This is a genomic window from Pseudomonas sp. B1-22, assembly GCF_050474425.1.
Taxonomy (GTDB): domain Bacteria; phylum Pseudomonadota; class Gammaproteobacteria; order Pseudomonadales; family Pseudomonadaceae; genus Pseudomonas.
In genome coordinates this window covers 608,768-626,206 of sequence record NZ_JBCHVH010000003.1, presented here as the reverse complement: position 1 = coordinate 626,206, position 17,439 = coordinate 608,768, and the positions used below count along the sequence as shown (strand labels likewise).

The 17,439-nt window shown below is 66.2% G+C and carries 19 protein-coding genes and 1 tRNA gene; 10 read left to right on the top strand and 10 right to left on the bottom strand.

All coding sequences use genetic code 11. From position 1 onward, the window contains the following. Positions 1-11 precede the first annotated feature (11 nt). From ACQ5BL_RS14810 to ACQ5BL_RS14795, 4 genes are read left to right on the top strand one after another with little or no spacing between them, the layout of a single operon-like run. Positions 12-506, top strand: coding sequence for a GNAT family N-acetyltransferase (locus ACQ5BL_RS14810; protein WP_243804530.1), 495 nt, complete (start codon positions 12-14; stop codon positions 504-506). After that, complete coding sequence (locus ACQ5BL_RS14805; RefSeq protein ID WP_243804529.1) at positions 493-867, top strand: DsrE family protein; 375 nt, start codon at positions 493-495, stop codon at positions 865-867. The genes ACQ5BL_RS14810 and ACQ5BL_RS14805 overlap by 14 nt, the downstream gene beginning before the upstream one ends. Further along, positions 864-1,325, top strand: a complete 462-nt coding sequence (locus tag ACQ5BL_RS14800; protein WP_243804528.1) for a glycine cleavage system protein H — start codon at positions 864-866, stop codon at positions 1,323-1,325. The genes ACQ5BL_RS14805 and ACQ5BL_RS14800 overlap by 4 nt, the downstream gene beginning before the upstream one ends. Next, positions 1,322-2,017 (top strand): M15 family metallopeptidase, encoded by a 696-nt coding sequence (locus ACQ5BL_RS14795; RefSeq protein ID WP_243804527.1) that lies wholly within the window; start codon positions 1,322-1,324, stop codon positions 2,015-2,017. Before ACQ5BL_RS14800 ends, ACQ5BL_RS14795 begins: the two co-directional genes overlap by 4 nt. A 42-nt stretch (positions 2,018-2,059) precedes the next feature. Here the strand turns inward: ACQ5BL_RS14795 and ACQ5BL_RS14790 are convergent, their stop codons facing one another. Next, positions 2,060-2,641 carry a hypothetical protein gene (locus ACQ5BL_RS14790; protein ID WP_243804526.1) on the bottom strand — a complete coding sequence of 194 codons (582 nt, stop codon included), beginning with the start codon at positions 2,639-2,641 and terminating at the stop codon, positions 2,060-2,062. A 174-nt stretch (positions 2,642-2,815) separates the two neighbouring features. Here ACQ5BL_RS14790 and ACQ5BL_RS14785 point away from each other — a divergent pair, with 174 nt between their 5' ends. The 3 genes from ACQ5BL_RS14785 (at position 2,816) to ACQ5BL_RS14775 (ending at position 3,995) form a co-directional block, all read left to right on the top strand. Then, a complete protein-coding gene (locus ACQ5BL_RS14785; protein ID WP_243804525.1) occupies positions 2,816-3,244 on the top strand; it encodes an anti-virulence regulator CigR family protein in 429 nt (142 codons plus the stop codon). A 126-nt stretch (positions 3,245-3,370) separates the two neighbouring features. Continuing rightward, on the top strand, positions 3,371-3,574 hold the full coding sequence (locus ACQ5BL_RS14780; protein WP_207882506.1) for a hypothetical protein: 204 nt from the start codon (positions 3,371-3,373) through the stop codon (positions 3,572-3,574). A gap of 112 nt (positions 3,575-3,686) precedes the next feature. Continuing rightward, complete coding sequence (locus ACQ5BL_RS14775; RefSeq protein WP_243804524.1) at positions 3,687-3,995, top strand: excalibur calcium-binding domain-containing protein; 309 nt, start codon at positions 3,687-3,689, stop codon at positions 3,993-3,995. An 11-nt stretch (positions 3,996-4,006) separates the two neighbouring features. On the opposite strand, the gene ACQ5BL_RS14770 is transcribed toward ACQ5BL_RS14775, so the two are convergent. The 8 genes from ACQ5BL_RS14770 to ACQ5BL_RS14735 form a co-directional block, all read right to left on the bottom strand. Next, positions 4,007-4,102, bottom strand: a tRNA-Sec gene (locus tag ACQ5BL_RS14770). A gap of 140 nt (positions 4,103-4,242) precedes the next feature. Further along, positions 4,243-6,309 (bottom strand): selenocysteine-specific translation elongation factor, encoded by a 2,067-nt coding sequence (selB, locus tag ACQ5BL_RS14765; RefSeq protein ID WP_243804523.1) that lies wholly within the window; start codon positions 6,307-6,309, stop codon positions 4,243-4,245. Then, positions 6,306-7,712, bottom strand: coding sequence for an L-seryl-tRNA(Sec) selenium transferase (gene selA, locus ACQ5BL_RS14760; protein WP_243804522.1), 1,407 nt, complete (start codon positions 7,710-7,712; stop codon positions 6,306-6,308). The genes selB and selA overlap by 4 nt, the downstream gene beginning before the upstream one ends. Before the next feature lie 195 nt (positions 7,713-7,907). Then, positions 7,908-8,840 (bottom strand): formate dehydrogenase accessory protein FdhE, encoded by a 933-nt coding sequence (gene fdhE / locus ACQ5BL_RS14755; protein WP_243804521.1) that lies wholly within the window; start codon positions 8,838-8,840, stop codon positions 7,908-7,910. Between the two features lie 144 nt (positions 8,841-8,984). Then, entirely contained in the window at positions 8,985-9,611 is a 627-nt protein-coding gene (locus ACQ5BL_RS14750) for a formate dehydrogenase subunit gamma (protein WP_243804520.1), read from the bottom strand. A gap of 72 nt (positions 9,612-9,683) precedes the next feature. Then, positions 9,684-10,616, bottom strand: coding sequence for a formate dehydrogenase subunit beta (gene fdxH, locus ACQ5BL_RS14745; RefSeq protein WP_243804519.1), 933 nt, complete (start codon positions 10,614-10,616; stop codon positions 9,684-9,686). A gap of 8 nt (positions 10,617-10,624) precedes the next feature. Then, complete coding sequence (gene fdnG, locus ACQ5BL_RS14740) at positions 10,625-13,702, bottom strand: formate dehydrogenase-N subunit alpha (protein WP_243804518.1); 3,078 nt, start codon at positions 13,700-13,702, stop codon at positions 10,625-10,627. A gap of 186 nt (positions 13,703-13,888) precedes the next feature. Beyond that, positions 13,889-14,041, bottom strand: coding sequence for a hypothetical protein (locus tag ACQ5BL_RS14735; protein WP_243804517.1), 153 nt, complete (start codon positions 14,039-14,041; stop codon positions 13,889-13,891). 195 nt (positions 14,042-14,236) lie between these two features. Between ACQ5BL_RS14735 and ACQ5BL_RS14730 the strand changes: the two genes are divergently transcribed. The 3 genes from ACQ5BL_RS14730 to ACQ5BL_RS14720 all read left to right on the top strand — a co-directional run bounded on the left by ACQ5BL_RS14730 (position 14,237) and on the right by ACQ5BL_RS14720 (position 16,919). Further along, a complete protein-coding gene (locus tag ACQ5BL_RS14730) occupies positions 14,237-16,258 on the top strand; it encodes an NADPH-dependent 2,4-dienoyl-CoA reductase (RefSeq protein WP_243804516.1) in 2,022 nt (673 codons plus the stop codon). Between the two features lie 79 nt (positions 16,259-16,337). After that, positions 16,338-16,616, top strand: a complete 279-nt coding sequence (locus ACQ5BL_RS14725) for a type II toxin-antitoxin system RelE/ParE family toxin (RefSeq protein ID WP_243804515.1) — start codon at positions 16,338-16,340, stop codon at positions 16,614-16,616. Positions 16,617-16,631: 15 nt separating this feature from the next. Next, a complete protein-coding gene (locus ACQ5BL_RS14720) occupies positions 16,632-16,919 on the top strand; it encodes a HigA family addiction module antitoxin (RefSeq protein WP_243804514.1) in 288 nt (95 codons plus the stop codon). A gap of 111 nt (positions 16,920-17,030) precedes the next feature. Here ACQ5BL_RS14720 and ACQ5BL_RS14715 read toward each other — a convergent pair whose 3' ends face one another. Next, positions 17,031-17,435, bottom strand: coding sequence for an SRPBCC family protein (locus ACQ5BL_RS14715; RefSeq protein WP_243804513.1), 405 nt, complete (start codon positions 17,433-17,435; stop codon positions 17,031-17,033). Positions 17,436-17,439 lie beyond the last annotated feature (4 nt).

The window sequence follows — 17,439 nt, the reverse complement described above, 5'->3', positions numbered from 1 at the left end:
CGGGAGACAGCGTGGAACATCCAATCCTCAGCCATCGTCCCGCCGCTGCCGGCGACCTCGACGAAGTGGTGCGCTTTCCCCAGGATCGTGACGAACTCTTCTACTGCTACCCCAAGGCGAGCTGGCCGCTGACCGTCGGCCAACTCGCCGCCGCCATGGCCGAGCGCCGGGGCAGCACCCTCGCCCTGCTGGACGGGCGCGCGGCGGGTTTCGCCAACTTCTACCAGTGGCAACCGCGCGAGTTCTGCGCGCTGGGCAACATGATGGTCGCGCCCTGGGCCCGCCGGCACCGCGTGGCCCAGTACCTGATCGAAGTCATGGAGAAACTCGCCCGCGAGCAGTACAAGGCGCGGGTGATGAAGGTGTCCTGCTTCAACGCCAACGCCGCTGGGCTGCTGCTCTACACTCGGCTGGGTTATCGGCCGCAGGCCATCGTCGAGCGCGCCGACCCTCAAGGCCGGCGCATCGCCCTGGTACAACTGGAGAAAGCCCTTGACCCTCTCTGACCGGCAGCGCGTGCTGATCATCGTCAGCAGCGGCCCGAGCACCCCGGCGCGCTGCGCGGCGCCCTTCTACACCGCCACCCTGCTGGCCTGCATGGACGCCCAGGTCACCCTGTTCCTCAGCGGCGAAGGCACCCGCCTGGCGCACCAGGACATCGCCGACCACCTCTACGCCGCCGAGGGTGGCGAACCCATCAGCCACTTCATCCAGCAGGCCAAGGAAGCCGGCGCACGCCTGCTAATGTGTCGCGCGCCGGGCGTGCCGGTCGACGAAAGCCGGCTGATCGAGGAAGTCGACGAAATCGCCAGCGGCGGCGAGCTGGCGCGGATGATCCTCGAATACGACCGGGTGCTGACCCTGTGAAATTGCATGGGCTGGAATTCCCCGACGACCGCCTGTACGCCCCCGAGTACAACCTCTGGCTGCGCGAAGAATCCGGCGGCGCCGTCGCCCTCGGCCTCACTGCCTACGGCTGCGCCCTCTACGGACAGATCTTCGCCTTCACCCCCAAGCGTGACGGCTGGCACATCGAGTGCGACCGCAGTTTCGGCGTGGTCGAATTCGCCAAGGCCGCCTCCTCCGCCCGTAGCCCGCTGGATGGCCACATCCTCGCCAGCAATGACGCCGTGGTGCGCCGGCCGGGCCTGATCAACCAGGACTGCTACGGCGAAGGTTGGATGGTGCGCCTCGCGCCTGACGACTGGGCCGCCGCCCGTGGCCGCTTCCTGCAAGGCCAGGCCGCGCTGGATGCCTTCGCCCGGCGCATGTACCTGGACAACTTCGACCCCGAGGACGACGGGGTGCAGGCCCTGCGCCCATGAGCCGAGCAGGCGCGGCACAAGGCTGGCGCCTGCCGCTCCTGCTGCTGTTGTTCGCCTGCCTGCCGCTGCGTGCCGACCAACCGGCACAACCCGGCTTCGTCTACCTCGACCAGGTGCTGAAATCCGCCCGCTATGACGTGCGCTACGCCGGCTCCGACAACTTCGTCGGCGCGCCCATCGACGGCTACCAGAAGGCGCGGATCATCCTCACCCGCGAAGCCGCCAGCGCGCTGGCCGCCGTGGAGCAGGACCTCGCCCTGAGCGGCCTGGCCCTGAAGATCTTCGATGGTTATCGCCCGCAACGCGCCGTGGAAGCCTTCAAGCGCTGGGCCGCCGATCCGCAGGACACCCGGCAGAAAGCCCGCTACTACCCCGACCAGGACAAGCGCACGCTGTTCCGCGACGGCTACATCGCCCAGCACTCCGGGCACTCGCGCGGCAGCACCGTCGACCTGACGCTGGTGGATGCAAAGACCGGAGAGGAATTGGACATGGGCAGCCGCTTCGACTTCTTCGGCCCCATTTCACACCACGGCACCACGCTGATCAGCGTGCAGCAGACCCGCAACCGCGAAACCCTGCGCCAGGCCATGCTGCGCCACGGCTTCGAACCCTACGCCGCGGAGTGGTGGCATTACCGGCTGAAGGCCGAGCCCTATCCGTCGACCTACTTCGATTTTCCGGTGCGCTAAGAAAGGGAGAGGGATAGCGGCCGTCCCTGGCCGCGAGACGACTCAATCGTCGTCGTGGTCGTTCTTCGTGGAGTTATCGGAAGCGTTGTCCAGGCCCTTGGTGTTGTGGGTACCCGGCGTGGTATCGGAGATCGCCGTTGCCTTGGCCAGGCCACGGGTGTCCTTCGAATGGGCCACGGACGAGGTCGTCGCGCCATGTCCCTTGCTGTCGTTCTTGGCGGTGCCGTTGTGATGGCCGCTCACGCCGTGGTCGCGCGTGGCCTTGCCGGCATGTTCGACGCCTTCGACCTTGCCATTGCGCTTCGCACCGTGGATGCCGGAGCTGCCGTCGGACGGGTCACTGGTATGGCCAAGAGCGCCTTTGCCCTTGCCATTGCCGTGACCATTGCCATCGCCATCACCGCCGCCATTGTCACCGCTGTGGCCGGCACTGCTACCGCCGCCGTGACCACCGCCATTGCCACCACCATTACCACCGCCGTGGCCACCTCCATTACCGCCACCGCCGCCACCACCATTGCCCTTGGCATAAACCGAACCAATCGGCGAGAGGTCGGCGGGCAGCAAAGCTGTGGCGCCGAAGGCGAAAGCACAGACTACTGCAGCAACCAGGGTTTTCTTCATGATCGATACGCCTCCAGGGGCGGGGTTGAGATACTCCTCTGACTACACCATAGCCCCCGTGGTTCGTGGGATTCCGACGAAATGCAGGCACCTGGGTACCAGTTCGCCTGCTGCCGGAATGGTGTGACAACGGCTACGCTCAGCTGCACAGGCCCAAACGGAGAACATAAGGATATGCCCAGACCCAACACCCTGCTGGCAACGGCCCTCGGCCTCGCCCTGATTGGCGCCAGCCCAATGCTGCTGGCCGGCAATGGCAACGGTAATGGCCACGCCAAGAACGCCCAACACGGCAATCAAGGACAAAGCGGCGGCAGCAACTGGCACGGCGGCCCGCAGATCGACATCGGCGGGGTTCGCGTCATTCTCGACGACAACCGCGACTACTGGAGCCCCGGCGCGGCGCTGCCGCCAGGCATTCGAAAGAACCTCGCGCGGGGCAAACCGCTGCCGCCCGGCATCGCCAAGAAACTCGACGGTCGCCTGATCGGCCGCCTGCCCCGTTACGATGGCTACGAATGGCAGCAGGCCGGTACCGATCTGCTATTGGTCACCATCGCCACTGGCGTCATCTACGAAGTGCTGAACAACGTGCTGGATTGACGCCCCCGGCACGCCCAATCACACGTCATTAGCGATACGGGGCCAGGCTCCTCATTGGAGCCGCCCCTTAATCCGCCGTTAATCCTCCGGGCCGACTCTCGAGGCTCACTCTAGGAGGACTCTCCCATGCTCAAGCTCTCCGTGGTCACCCTTGCCTGCATCGCCCTCGCCGGCTGCTCCGACGCCCCGCGCTACACCCACTTCAACGCCATCGAATCGCCCGTGCGCGAATCCTTCGGCGAAGACAGCCTCGAACGCCAACCCACCCGCATCCAGTTGCAGAGCGACGACTACTCGGCCCAGCAGCAGCGGATGATGTGGGGACAGTGACGCCGTGCGACCTCGGCAAGGCGCGGTGACAACTGCCGCGACCGCTACTTTCCAGAAGGAATCCAAAGGGTTTGCCCACTAGAATTGGATGCACACAATTCTGGTGGCCCCCATGAAGAAATGGATCTTCCTCGCAGCTCTGGCGCTGTTCGCCTGGCAATACATGGACAACCCGGACTGGCAGTCCCGGTTCTTCCGCCTGTCTCCGGCGCCACTCTCGGCTTCCCAGCCTTCCGAAGCCGTACCGCCATCGGCGACCGACGCTGAACCAACGCTCAACGTCCGTTGCGACGGCCGCAAATACTGCTCGCAAATGACCTCCTGCGCCGAGGCCAAGGCTTTCCTGCGAAGCTGTCCGGGCATGAAGATGGATGGCGACGGCGATGGCATTCCCTGCGAGGAACAGTGGTGCCGGATGTAGCCAAGGAAAAGTGGCGGAAGGCAGTGGGAGTCGAACCCACCCAGGAACGGCTGCCGTCCCCCACCGGGTTTGAAGCCCGGCCACGCCACCGGGCGTGATTGCCTTCCCTGGACTGGTACCGGCGCTGGAGCGCGCTGGCGAATCGGGAGCATGGATGTTGCCATCATTACACTGACCGATGCCAGCGTAGCGATGCCGCAGGAGGGCTGAATACTCGTGCTGCGCGACTACCCGGCCCGATGTCTATCTATTTCGATTCATTGCTACCCGGCGCCTTTGCTCTGAGGGCCGCGAAAGCCGCTTCGACTTCCTCGTCCGAGCGCCCTTCTCCAGCCTCCATCGACACCCGGCCAGCTTTGATCTTGGCCTCCAGAAACTCACCGTAGCCTTCGCCCGCCGCCGTGCCCACCAGCGCCGAATCCTCCCGTACCCGCCGCTCATTGCCGAAGCGGCGGGTGAAGCCGATGCGGTCGAAGTACTCCAGCAGCTGGATGCAGCGCTTGCGGCCGATGCCGATGCGGTCGCGGAAGGCGGCGGCGCGGATGATGCCGGCTTCGTCGCGCAGGTGCAGGGCGTGGCTGGCGAGTTGGCGGAGGGTTTCTTCCGGGTAGAACAGGTCCTTCACCACTTGGTGTAGCTGGCCCAAGCGGGCGAGTTTGCGCAGCAGCAGGCGCACGTCGCCCTCCTCCACTGCCAGCTCGCGGGCCAGGTCGCGTACCCAGGGCGGATCGAAAGCGCCAGCCAGCAATAGCGGTCGGACGCGTTCGTGCAGGCGTTCGTCGGCTTCGCCCAGTTGCACACGGTGGTCGGGCAGGTGCAGCCAGGGGCCGCTGCTGTCGATGCGCTGGTCGGCCAGGAGGCTTTCCAGCAGGGCGATGAAGATCGGGCGTTCGAGCTGCGAAAAGGCGTAGCGGCGCAGGCGGTCGCGGTCGGGGCCGAGTTCGTCGGGAGATTCGGTGTGAAAGCGCTGCAGGGCCTCGATCACCTGCTGTTGCAGGACCTTCCAGCGCTCGGCCGCGAACAAGCGCGGGCCGAGACGGGTGCTGATCTCGACCAGTTCCGCAGGCAGCTTCCAGCTCGCGCGCGGGCGGTTGAATTGCCGCGCCAGCAACGTCGGATCGAGTCCATTGCTGGCGTGCACCAGCAGGGTTGGCAAGGCACTTTCCAGGCTCTCGCCCTGCAAGGCGCGCAGTTGCTCCAGACGCTCCGGACTGCGACGGTTGCGCGCCGGGGCGAAGGGATCGAGCACCCGCCCGCCGCCAAGGGTGCGCTGGGCGGACTGGTCGCGCAGCACCAGGCGGTCGCCGTGGACAGCATGGCTTGGAGCATTCAGGACAAGCTGCGCGAAGGCATGCTCGCCGAGCTGCAGGCGCTCGCCTTCGAGCAGTGCGACGCGGCCAGTGATGTCCTGCGCGCCCAGGTGCACATGCACCGGAGTCCAGTGGGTGAAGGCGCGTGTCTCGCTGGGCAGCAGGTGCAGGTCGATATCGATGCGCGTGGTGGGTGCGTGCAGCTCCGGAGCGACCAACCAGTCGCCTCGGTGAATCTGGTCGAGGCTCAGGCGCTCGCCGGCGATATTCAGGGCTACGCGCTGACCGGCGTGGGCCTGCTGTGCCTCGCGGTTCTGTGCGTGCAGGCCACGCACTCGAACGCGGCGACCGGCATTGCCCAATAGCAACTCTTCACCGACACGGACGGCGCCGGCGAAGGCGGTTCCGGTAACGACGACACCCGCGCCACTGACACTGAAGGCGCGGTCCACCGCCAGGCGGAAACCACCGGCTGCGGCACGCTCATGGGTATCGCGCGCCGCTTCGGTGAGGGCGTCTCGCAGTGCGTCGATGCCCTCTCCGGTCACGCTGGAGACGGGGAAGATCGGCGCACCGCTCAGTGGCCCATCGGCAAGCAATTCCTGCACGTCGCGAGCTGCCTGCGTCACACGCTCGGCGGGTACACGGTCTGCCTTGGTCAGCGCGACAATGGCGCGGCGGATGCCAAGCAACTGGACGATGGCAAGGTGTTCGCGGGTCTGCGGCATCACACCGTCGTCGGCGGCCACCACCAGCAGCACCAGGTCGATGCCGCTGGCGCCGGCGAGCATATTGTGGACGAAGCGCTCATGCCCCGGCACGTCGATAAAGCCGGTGAGCGTGCCGTCGCCCCGCTCTGCTTCCAGGGCGGCATAGACGTAGCCGAGGTCGATGGTGATACCGCGCTCGCGCTCGGCCGGGCGACGATCACCTTCGATGCCGGTAAGGGCGCGCAGCAGGGAGGTCTTGCCGTGGTCGATGTGCCCGGCGGTGCCGACTATCACGCGTCACCCTCGGCAAGCAGCGGCAGTTGGGCGACGAAGCCGGGCTCGTCGTCGAGCTGGCGCAGGTCGAGCCAGAGCGCGTCGTCATCGATGCGGCCGAGTACCGGGATCGGCAGGCAGCGCAGGCGTTCCTCCAGGTCGAGCAACGCGCGGCCGCGCTGGCGCTTGGGTTGGTTCGGGCGCAGGCACAGGGCGGCGCTGGGCAGCCGAGCCACCGGCTGGGCGCCGCTGCCGATCATGCCCAGAGCGTCTTCTGCGGTGACGCTCCAGCCTTCGCCCAGCAGAGCCGTCAGGGCGGGAGCCAGGCGCTGAGCCTGGTTGCGGATATCGGCCTGCGGGCGGCTGAGCAGGCGCAGGCTGGTGAGGCGCTCGGCGAGGCGGTCCGGGTCGCGGTAGAGGTTGAGCACGGCCTCCAGCGCGGCGAGGGTCAGCTTGTCCACGCGCAGGGCGCGCTTGAGCGGGTTCTTCTTGATCCTGCCGATCAACTCTTTGCTGCCTAGGATCAGCCCGGCCTGCGGGCCGCCGAGCAGCTTGTCGCCGCTGAAGGTGACGATGTCGGCGCCGTCGCGCAGGGCTTCCTGCACGGTGGGCTCCTTGGGCAGGCCCCAGCGGGTGAGGTCGACCAGGGTGCCGCTGCCCAGATCCTCCAGCAGCGGCAGGCCATGGGCGTGGGCGATCTGCGCCAGCTGCGGGGTGGCGACGCTGGCGGTGAAGCCCTGCACGCTGTAGTTGCTGGTGTGCACGCGCATCAGCAGGCCGGCGCGCGGGCCGATCGCGGCTTCGTAGTCCTTGGCGTGGGTGCGGTTGGTGGTGCCGACCTCGACCAGCTTCACGCCGGCGTGGGACATGATGTCGGGGATGCGGAAAGCGCCGCCGATCTCGATCAGCTCGCCGCGGGAGATGATGCCTTCCTTGCGCGCGCCCAGGCTGTTGAGCGCCAGCAGCACGGCGGCGGCGTTGTTGTTGACCACGGTGACGGCTTCGGCGCCGGTCAGCTCGCGGATCAGCCCGGTGATGAGGTCGTCACGGTCGCCACGCTTGCCGGTGGCCAGGTCGAATTCGAGGTTGAGCGGGTAGCGCGCGGCCAACGTGATGGCTTCGATGGCTTCCTCCGGCAGCAAGGCGCGGCCGAGGTTGGTATGCAGCACGGTGCCGGTGAGGTTGAACACCCGGCGCACGCGGCTGGCGTGGTGCGCGGCGAGACGCTCGCCCGCGCGGCCGGCGAGCACGGAGTCTTCCAGTTCGACGGCGGCCAGTTGGCCATGGCGCGCGGGCTCGCGCAGCTCGTCGAGCAGGTCGCGCAGGGTCTTGAGCAGGGCTTCGCGGCCATAGCGCTGCTGCAGCGGCTGGCAGGCCGGGCTGCGCAGCAGGCGGTCGATGGAGGGCAAACGTACCGAGGTCATGGACGAACCTTGTGCTGGGGACGATGGCTGGAGTCAGTGTAGGGCGAATAACCGTTCGCGGTTATCCGCCGGCTGCCTCGACGTGAAGCCGACGGCGGATAACGCGTTCCGCGTTTGCTATGCCTTTGTAGGATGGGTGGAGCCCATGCTGTCGCGGCACGGAGCTTGATGGGTATCGCTTCGCTCCACCACATCCTACGAAGAGCCGCCTGGCGCCAGCAGCAGGTTCGGCGCGCTGCGCAGATAGCCGTCCTCGGCGAGGCGGATGTCCAGCGCGAGGCTGGCGAGGTCGTCGGCCTGGGCCTCGGCATGCTTGTCGTGCTGCAGGTAGAACTGCTTGAGGTAGGACTGGCAGCCGGGGCAAGTCTCGGCCTTGAGCGGCGCCTGGTCGCTGGCCACGCCTTCGCGCTGCAGCGAGTAGTAGGCCAGGCCCTTGCTCTCGGCGCAGTGGCTGCATTTGACCCGCACGTAATGCCATTCGCAGGAGCACAGCGAGCAGGACAGGTAACGCAGCCCGGCGTGCTTGCCCTGGCTGCGGATCATCCCCGCCACCGGCGGTGCGCCGCAGGCCGGGCAGAGGGTCTGGCTGTCGGTTTCCGCCAGGGTGTCGTCGGGCAGTTGCAGCAGCCACTGGCTGAAGGCGACTTGCAGCACGGCGCCGAGGAAGGGCACCAGCGCCGGCGGCAGCAGGTCGAACTGGCCGTTGAGCAGACCCAGGGCCCAGGCCTTGCGCTGACCTTCGTCGGCGCTGCGCAGGGCTTTCAACGCCTCGACGATGGCCGGGTTGGCCTTGGGCTCATAGGCATCGAGGAAAGCGTCCAGCAGCGGCAGCCAGGCGCCTTCGCGCACCAGCACTTCGTAGGCCAGCGGCGGCATGCGGTGTTCAAGACTACGGGCCAGTGCGGCGGCGTCCGGTCCCGGAAGCGGAAGCTTGCGGTCGAGCAGTGCCTGCTGGGCATCGCACACGCCAGCGATCAGTTCCAGGTAGCCCTGCAGCGGATTATCCGGCGCCAGTTCGCGCAAACGCGCGGCACGGCGGGTGAAGAGATCGGGGGACGGCAGATTGAACAGCGGCGGGATGTTGGCGGCAGCTTCGATCTGCCCGGGTTCGAGAATTCGGCCTGACACGCAGGACTCCTTGTTGATGGAGGTTCGGGGCCGAAAGAGCCCCTCACCCTAGCCCTCTCCCGGAGGGAGAGGGGACTGACTGTGCCGCATGAAAGTGACGGCGCGATGATCACCCTCCCCCTTGCGGGAGAGGATGCGGTTTTCTCAGTGGCCCTTGCCCTTTTCCACGTCCTTCAACCAGCCGTTGTGGTGTTTGCGCGCCCAGCCGCGGCTGACCCATCCATAGAGCATGGCGCCCATCGAGCCCTTCACCCAGATGCCGGCGTAGATGTGCACCAGGATGCTGCAGATGAGCACGAAGGCGGCGAAGGCATGCAGCAGCGACGCCAGGCGGATGAGGTCGATGCCGAAGAGGTGGCTGAAGTAGGCACGCCACATCACGAAACCGGTCACCAGCAGCACCAGCATGCACAGCAGCAGGGTCCAGAACAGCAGTTTCTGCCCGGCGTTGTAGCGGCCGACTTCCGGGAGGTTTTCCTCGCGGTTGGCGACCACGTCGCGCCATTGCTTGAGCCATTGCACGTCGCGCTTTTCCATCAGGTTGTGATGGGCGAAACGCACCACCAGCCCGAGGAAGAACAGGAACATCGCCACCCCGAGGAAGGGGTGCAGAATGCGCGTCCAGGGACCACCGCCGAACAGGTTGGTCAGCCAGAACATGGCCGGATGGAACAGCGCCAGCCCCGAGAGGCCGGCAAGGAAGAACAGGATGGCCACCATCCAGTGGTTGCTCCGTTCGTTGGCGTTGTAGCGCTGGATATCTTTCTTCATCTTTCGATCCTCGTAGCCCTCACCCCGACCCTCTCCCGCTGGGAGAGGGGGCAAAAGCGACTGCCAGGGAGGTCACGGGCGCTTACGCGGGTCATAGTCATGCACCGAAGGGTCGACCTTGTGCACCGGCGCCTCGGGATCTGCGCCGTCCGGTTCATCCTCCTCCACCCGGTTGGGGCCGGTGCGGGTGTAGTGGAAGAACCCGGCCAGCACCACGCCCGCCATGGCCAGCAGGCCCAGCGGCTTGGTGATGCCTTTCCACAGGCTGACCAGCGGGCTGATCGCCGGCTTGTCGGGCAGGCCGGCGTAGAGCGAAGGCTGGTCGTTGTGGTGCAGCACGTACATCACGTGCGTGCCGCCCACGCCTTCCGGGTCATACAGGCCGGCGTGCTCGAAGCCGCGCGACTTCAGGTCCTCGATGCGCTCGGCGGCGTGCTCCTTCATGTCCTCCTTGGTGCCGAAGACGATGGCACCGGTCGGGCAGGTCTTCACGCAGGCCGGCTCCATGCCCACCGCCACGCGGTCGGAACACAGGGTGCACTTGTACGCCTTGTGGTCCTTCTGCGAGATGCGCGGGATGTTGAACGGGCAACCGGTGATGCAGTAACCGCAGCCGATGCAATGGTCCTGGTTGAAGTCGACGATGCCGTTGGCGTACTTCATGATCGCCCCCGGGCTCGGGCAGGCCTTCAGGCAGCCCGGCTCGGCGCAGTGCATGCAGCCGTCCTTGCGGATCAGCCACTCCAGGTTGCCGGCCGGCGCTTCGTATTCGGTGAAGCGCATGACCGTCCAGGATTCCGCCGTCAGGTCGATCGGATTGTCGTAGGTGCCGTGGTTGTGGCCCACCTCGTCGCGCAGCTCGTTCCATTCCGAGCAGGCGACCTGGCAGGCCTTGCAGCCGATGCACTTGGACACGTCGATCAGCTTGGCCACTTCCTCCTCGCGCCGCACCGAGGGCATCGGTGTGGTGGTGGCGGAGCGGGCGTAGATGTCTTGGCTACTCATGCTTCACCTCACGCCTTTTCCACGTTGACGAGGAAGGACTTGAACTCCGGCGTCTGCGTATTCCCGTCGCCCACGAAGGGGGTCAGGGTGTTGGTCAGGTAGCCGTTGCGCGCGACCCCGGAGAAGCCCCAGTGCAGGGGGATGCCCACGTGGTGCACGGTCTTGCCGTTGACCTGCAGGGGACGGATGCGCTTGGTCACCACCGCCACCGCCTTGATGAAGCCGCGGTTGGAGGAGACCTTCACGCGGTCGCCGGCCTTGATGCCGAGTTCCTTGGCCAGCGCCTCGCCGATCTCCACGAACTGCTCCGGCTGGGCGATGGCATTCAGACGGCAATGCTTGGTCCAGAAGTGGAAGTGTTCGGTGAGCCGGTAGGTGGTCGCGGCGTAGGGGAACTCGTCGGCCTTGCCGAACAGTTCCATGTCGTTCTTGAACACCCGCGCGGCCGGACTGCTGATGGCCTGCGGATTCTTGTGCAGCGGGTTGATCCCGATGGGCGTCTCGAACGGCTCGTAGTGCTCGGGGAACGGGCCCTCGGCCATCTTGTCGACGGCGAAGAACCGCGCCACGCCTTCGGGGTTCATGATGAACGGATTCATCCCCGCTTCCGGCGCCACATCGACCTTGTAGTCGGGCACGTCGGTACCGCCCCAGGTCTTGCCGTTCCACCACACCAGGCGCTTCTTCACCGGGTCCCAGGGCTTGCCGCTGGGGTCGGCCGAGGCGCGGTTGTAGAGGATGCGCCGGTTGGCCGGCCAGGCCCAGGCCCAGCCCAGGGTCTGGCCCATGGCGTAGGGGTCGCTGTTGTCGCGGCGGGCCATCTGGTTGCCCAGTTGCGTCCAAGAGCCGGCGAAGATCCAGCAACCGCTGGCGGTACTGCCGTCATCGCGCAGCAGCGCAAAGCCCGGCAACTGCTCGCCGGCTTTCGCCAGGACCATACCGTTGGCCGGGTCGACCAGGTCGGCCAGGGCCTTGCCGTTGTACTCCTTGGCCAGCTCGTCCGGGCCGGGTTCGTCGGGTTTCAGGTAGCTCCAGTCCAGGCCGAGGATCGGGTCGGGGAACTTGCCGCCGTCTTTCGCATAAGCATTGCGCAGACGGTGGTACAGGCCGGCCATGATGGCGATGTCGGTACGCGCTTCGCCCGGCGGTTCGGCGCCCTTCCAGTGCCATTGCAGCCAGCGCCCGGAGTTGACGATGGAACCGTCCTCCTCGGCGAAGCAGCTGGTGGGCAGGCGGAACACGGTGGTCTGGATGGCCTTGCTGTCCACCTCGTTGAACTCGCCGGCATTGCGCCAGAATTCCGAGGTCTCGGTGGCCAGCGGGTCCATCACCACCATCCACTTCAGCTTGGCCAGCGCGGCGCTGACCTTGGCCTTGTTGGGGAAGGAGGCGATGGGGTTGAAGCCCTGGCAGAAGTAACCGTTGACCTTGCCCTGGTACATCATGTCGAAGTAGCGCAGCACGTCGTAGCCGGCGCCGGGCATGTCCAGTTTGGGCAGCCAGTCGTAGCACCAGTTGTTGTCCTTGGTGGCGGATTTGCCGAACCAGGACTTCATCAGGCTGACGTGGAACTTGGGATAGTTCTGCCAGTAGGACAACTGCCCCGGACGCAGCGGCTTGGCGGTGCGCTTGGTGATGTAGGCGTTGTAGTCCTGCTCGGCGTCGCCGGCCAACGTCAGGTAGCCCGGCAGCGAGTTGGACAGCAGCCCGAGGTCGGTCAGGCCCTGGATGTTGGAGTGGCCGCGCAGGGCGTTCATGCCGCCGCCGGGCATGCCGATGTTGCCCAGCAGCAACTGGACCATCGCGCCGGTGCGGATCATCTGCGCGCCCACCGAGTGCTGGGTCCAGCCCAGGGCGTACATGATGGTCATCACCTTGTCCGGTGCGGCGGTGGTGGAAATCTCCTCCCACACCTTGAGCATCATGTCCTTGGGCGTGCCGCAGATGTTGCTCACCACGTCCGGCGTATAGCGGCTGTAGTGCTGCTTCATCAGGTTGAACACGCAGCGCGGGTGCGCCAGGGTCGGGTCGACCTTGGCGAAGCCGTCCTCGCCCAGTTCGTACTGCCAGGAGGACTTGTCCGGGTAGGTGCGCTTCTCGGCGTCATAGCCGTTGAACAGGCCGTCCTCGAAGCCGAAGCCTTCCTTCACGATGAAGGAGACGTCGGTGTAGTTGTGCACGTACTCCTTCTGGTACTTGCCGTTTTCCAGCAGGTAGTTGATCAGGCCGCCGAGGAAGGCGATGTCCGTGCCGGTGCGAATGGGCGCGTAATAGTCGGCCACCGACGCGGAACGGGTGAATCGGGGGTCGACCACCAGCAGGCGCGCCTTGTTGTGCGCCTTGGCTTCGGTCACCCACTTGAAGCCGCACGGGTGCGCTTCAGCAGCGTTGCCGCCCATGATCAGGATCAGATCGGCATTCTTGATGTCGGTCCAATGGTTGGTCATGGCTCCACGGCCAAACGTCGGGGCAAGACTTGCCACCGTCGGGCCGTGTCAGACACGCGCTTGGTTGTCGAACGCCAGTAGTCCGAGGGAACGCACCACCTTGTGGGTGATGTAGCCCGCTTCGTTGGAAGACGCCGACGCGGCCAGGAAGCCGGTGGTCAGCCAGCGGTTCACCGTCTGGCCCTGGGCGTTCTTCTCGATGAAGTTGGCGTCGCGGTCTTCCTTCATCAGCTTGGCGATGCGGTCCAGCGCCTCGTCCCAGCCAATGCGCTTCCACTCGCTGGAGCCCGCCTCGCGGATTTCCGGGTACTTCAGACGGTTGGGGCTGTGGACGAAGTCCAGCAGGCCCGCGCCTTTCGGGCAGAGGGTGCCGCGGTTCACCGGGTGATCGGAATCACCCTCGATGTGGATGATGTTCTGCGCAACGTTCTTCGCCGCATCCCCCTGGCTGTACATGAGGATGCCGCAGCCCACCGAGCAGTACGGGCAGGTGTTGCGGGTCTCGACGGTGCGCGCAAGCTTGAAGTGGCGGATCTGGTCGGCGAATGCATCCGGGGGTGCCATCCCGAGTGCCGCCAGGCTCGATCCTCCAAGGCCCACGGCGCAGACCTTGAAAAATTGCCGACGGTTCATATCCATCGTGCGTCTCCTGATCAGGCAGCGTACGTCCGGGACATGGCCGGACCCTTGCTGCTTAAAAGATAGCCAAGCCGGGCCGATGCGCCAGCTTGAGCGGGGCAGACCATGCACGCTGGGGGTTTGCGGCGCATTGACGCGCGTCAGTCCGTCACCGGGAACGGACGGTGCAATACTCCCAAAGGGGAATCAGGGGTAGGCGCAGGAGAGGCTGCTGCCGTCGGGACGGCACACGGACTGCTGGTGGTCGGTCTGGAGGGATTCATGCAGGCCCAGCAGGGCCACCCCGACGAGAACCGCGAGCAGGTAATGGCGCGCATGTTTTCTTCTTATCGCTTTCATGACGTCCTCCGAGGATGGGTCACTTCAGCCTGCGATCGGGGCGCGAAGCCCTGCCATGGGAAAATTCTGCAACCGATACGTCTGGTGTCAACCGCTGGCTTGACCGAAATGCCCGAACGGCACGGCATTCGGGCCGTTCACCGACGCACGGCAAGCCAATAGGGTGAAGGGACCTCCAATGCCACGGTTGCGCCCATGTCCACAGCCTCGCCCTACCCTCACCTGCTCGCCCCGCTCGACCTGGGCTTCACCCAGCTGCGCAACCGCGTGGTGATGGGTTCGATGCACACTGGGCTGGAGGACCGCCTGTGGGATTTCGGCAAACTCGCCGCCTACTACCGCGAGCGGGCACGCGGCGGTGTCGGGCTGATCATCACCGGGGGCTTTGCGCCCAACCGCGAAGGCTGGCTGCTGCCGCTGGGCAGCAGCCTCACCAGCGGTCTGCAGGTGCCGGCGCACCGGCGCCTGACCCTGGCGGTGCAGCGCGAGGGCGGCAAGATCCTGTTGCAGATCCTCCACGCCGGGCGCTACGGTTATCACCCGCTGGTGGTGTCCGCCTCGCCGATCAGGTCGCCGATCAGCTGGTTCAGCCCGCGGGAGCTGTCCGAGCGCGGCATCCTGCGCACCATTGCCGCCTTCGTCCGCTGCGCGAAGCTGGCCCAGGCCGCCGGCTACGACGGCGTAGAGATCATGGGCAGCGAGGGCTACCTGCTGAACCAGTTCCTCTGCCCACGCACCAACCAGCGCGAGGATCGCTGGGGCGGCGACCTGGGCAACCGCATGCGCCTGCCGCTGGAGATCGTCCGGCGCATCCGCCGTGCAGTCGGCGAGCGCTTCATCATCAGCTACCGGCTATCGCTGCTCGACCTGGTGGAAGGCGGCAACAGCTGGGACGACGTGCGTACCGTCGCGCGAGCCCTCGAAGGAGCCGGCATCGACCTGCTCAACACCGGCATCGGCTGGCACGAATCGAAGGTGCCGACCATCGTCACCTCGGTGCCGCGCGCCGCCTTCGCCGAGGTCAGCGCGCGCCTGCGCCGCGAGCTGCGGGTGCCGGTGATCGCCAGCAACCGCATCAACACCCCGGAAGTCGCCGAACGCCTGCTCGCCGAGGGGCACGCCGACCTGGTGTCCATGGCCCGTCCGCTGCTGGCCGACCCGCAGTTCGTGGCCAAGGTCGCCGCCGGGCGCGCCGACGCGATCAATACCTGCATCGCCTGCAACCAGGCCTGCCTCGACCACGCCTTCGCCAACCGCCGCGCCAGCTGCCTGGTGAATCCACGCGCAGCTTTCGAGACCGAGCTGCGCTATCGCAAGGCGAAAGTGCACAAGCGCATCGCGGTGATCGGTGCGGGCCCGGCCGGGTTGTCCGCCGCCTGCGTGGCCGCCGAACGTGGCCACCGGGTGACGCTGTTCGAGGCCAGCGGGGAGATCGGTGGGCAGTTCAACCTGGCCAAGCGGGTGCCGGGCAAGGAGGAATTCAACGAGACGCTGCGCTACTTCGCCGTGCGCCTGCACGAGCTGGGCGTCGAGGTGCAGTTGGGCCGGCGCATCACGCGTGGCGAACTGTGCGGCGAGTTCGACGAAGTGATAGTCGCCACCGGCATCCGGCCACGCACGCCGTCGATTCCGGGGGGCACTCATCCCAAGGTACTCGGCTACCTCGACGTGCTACGTGGGGCACCGGTGGGCAAAAAAGTCGCACTGATCGGGGCGGGCGGCATCGGCTTCGACGTCGCCAGCTTCCTCCTCGCCGAACGCGACGGTCCGCAGCCGCTGGGGGAGTGGCTGGGCCAGTGGGGCATCGACCTGGACAACGCCACGCCGGGCGGGCTGATCCCGCCGATTGCAACGGTGCCACGTCGGGATATCTGGCTGTTGCAGCGCAAACCCGGCCAACCCGGCACCGGGCTGGGCAAGACCAGCGGCTGGGTGCATCGCGCGCATCTCAAACACCATGGCGTGCGGATGCTGGGCGGCGTGGAGTACCTGCGTATCGACGATGACGGCTTGCACGTACGCATCGACGGCCGGGAGCAGTGCCTGGCGGTGGACAACGTGGTCATCTGCGCCGGGCAGGAGCCGTTGCTGGAACTGCAACCGACGCTGGCGGCGGAGAACCTGCGCTACCACGTCATCGGCGGCGCCAACGTGGCGCGGGAGCTGGATGCCAAGCGGGCGATCCGCGAGGGGGCCGAACTGGCCGCTCGGCTGTAAGTTCGGAGCCTACAAGGCGGTAACTTCACACAAGCATCTCAGCTAGGGCGAATGTAATCTGTTAGATTACAGTCCAGCGATGATCAGGAGCTTCCGCCACAAGGGGCTGCGCGCCCTGTACCAGCATGGCGATCCTCGCGGAGTTAGGGCCGATCACGTGCCCAGATTGCAACGCATCCTCGCCGCACTGGATACCGCCAACAGCCCCAGGGACATGGACCTGCCCGGTTACCGCCTGCATGGACTGAAAGGTTCGCTGGCGGGCTACTGGGCCGTCAGCGTCTCGGGCAATTGGCGTGTGATCTTCCGCTTCGCCGACAGCGACGCGGAACTGCTGGACTATCTCGACTACCACTGACCGGAGGATCACAGCATGGCGATGCACAATCCGCCCCACCCCGGCGAAATCCTCCTTGAGGATGTGTTGCCGGAGCTTTGCCTGTCCGTGACGGCACTGGCGGCTCATCTCGGCGTAAGCCGCCCTCACCTGTCCAGGGTTCTCCATGGCCGCGCACCTGTCAGCGCCGATCTGGCCTGGCGCCTGGAACAGGCTGGCCTGTCCACTGCCCGCCACTGGCTGGCGATGCAGGCCGCCTACGACCTCTGGCAGGTCAGCCAGCAGGCGCACCCGCCCATTGCCCGATTACAAGCGGTGGCGTAAGCATTGTTGCAGAGCGCTTCGAACTCGACCAACGCGCCAACTGACGATCAGGGTTGATCGGCGTACAACCGCGAACGGTTGTACGCCCTACGGATGCGCTGAAACACCGGTCTATATCGATTCCAGCAACCCCTTGATCGCCTGCAAATCCTTCTCCACCCACTGTGCATCCCGCTCGAAAACGGCGTCGTCCATCTGCGGCTGGCGAAACAGCGTGAGCTGCAATTCGCAGCCATCGCCATTGGCGATCAGGCGCAGTGGGATGTGGATCGCCGGACTGTCCTCGGGCAGCACCGCATGGTCCAGCACGCCGAAGACATTGCGCGGCGAGAAGCGCACCCGTAGCGGACCCTGTGGCGTCTGCGCCAGCCACAGATCGCCCTCCAGTGGCTCGATCGAGTGGCACAGGCCCGACGCCCAGCGCGGGAAGTTCTGCGGCACGGCAAGAAAGTCATAGGCTTCGCCCCAGCGGCGCTCGATGCGGACGCTCAGGGTGCGGGAAGGCAAGGTGCTCATGGCG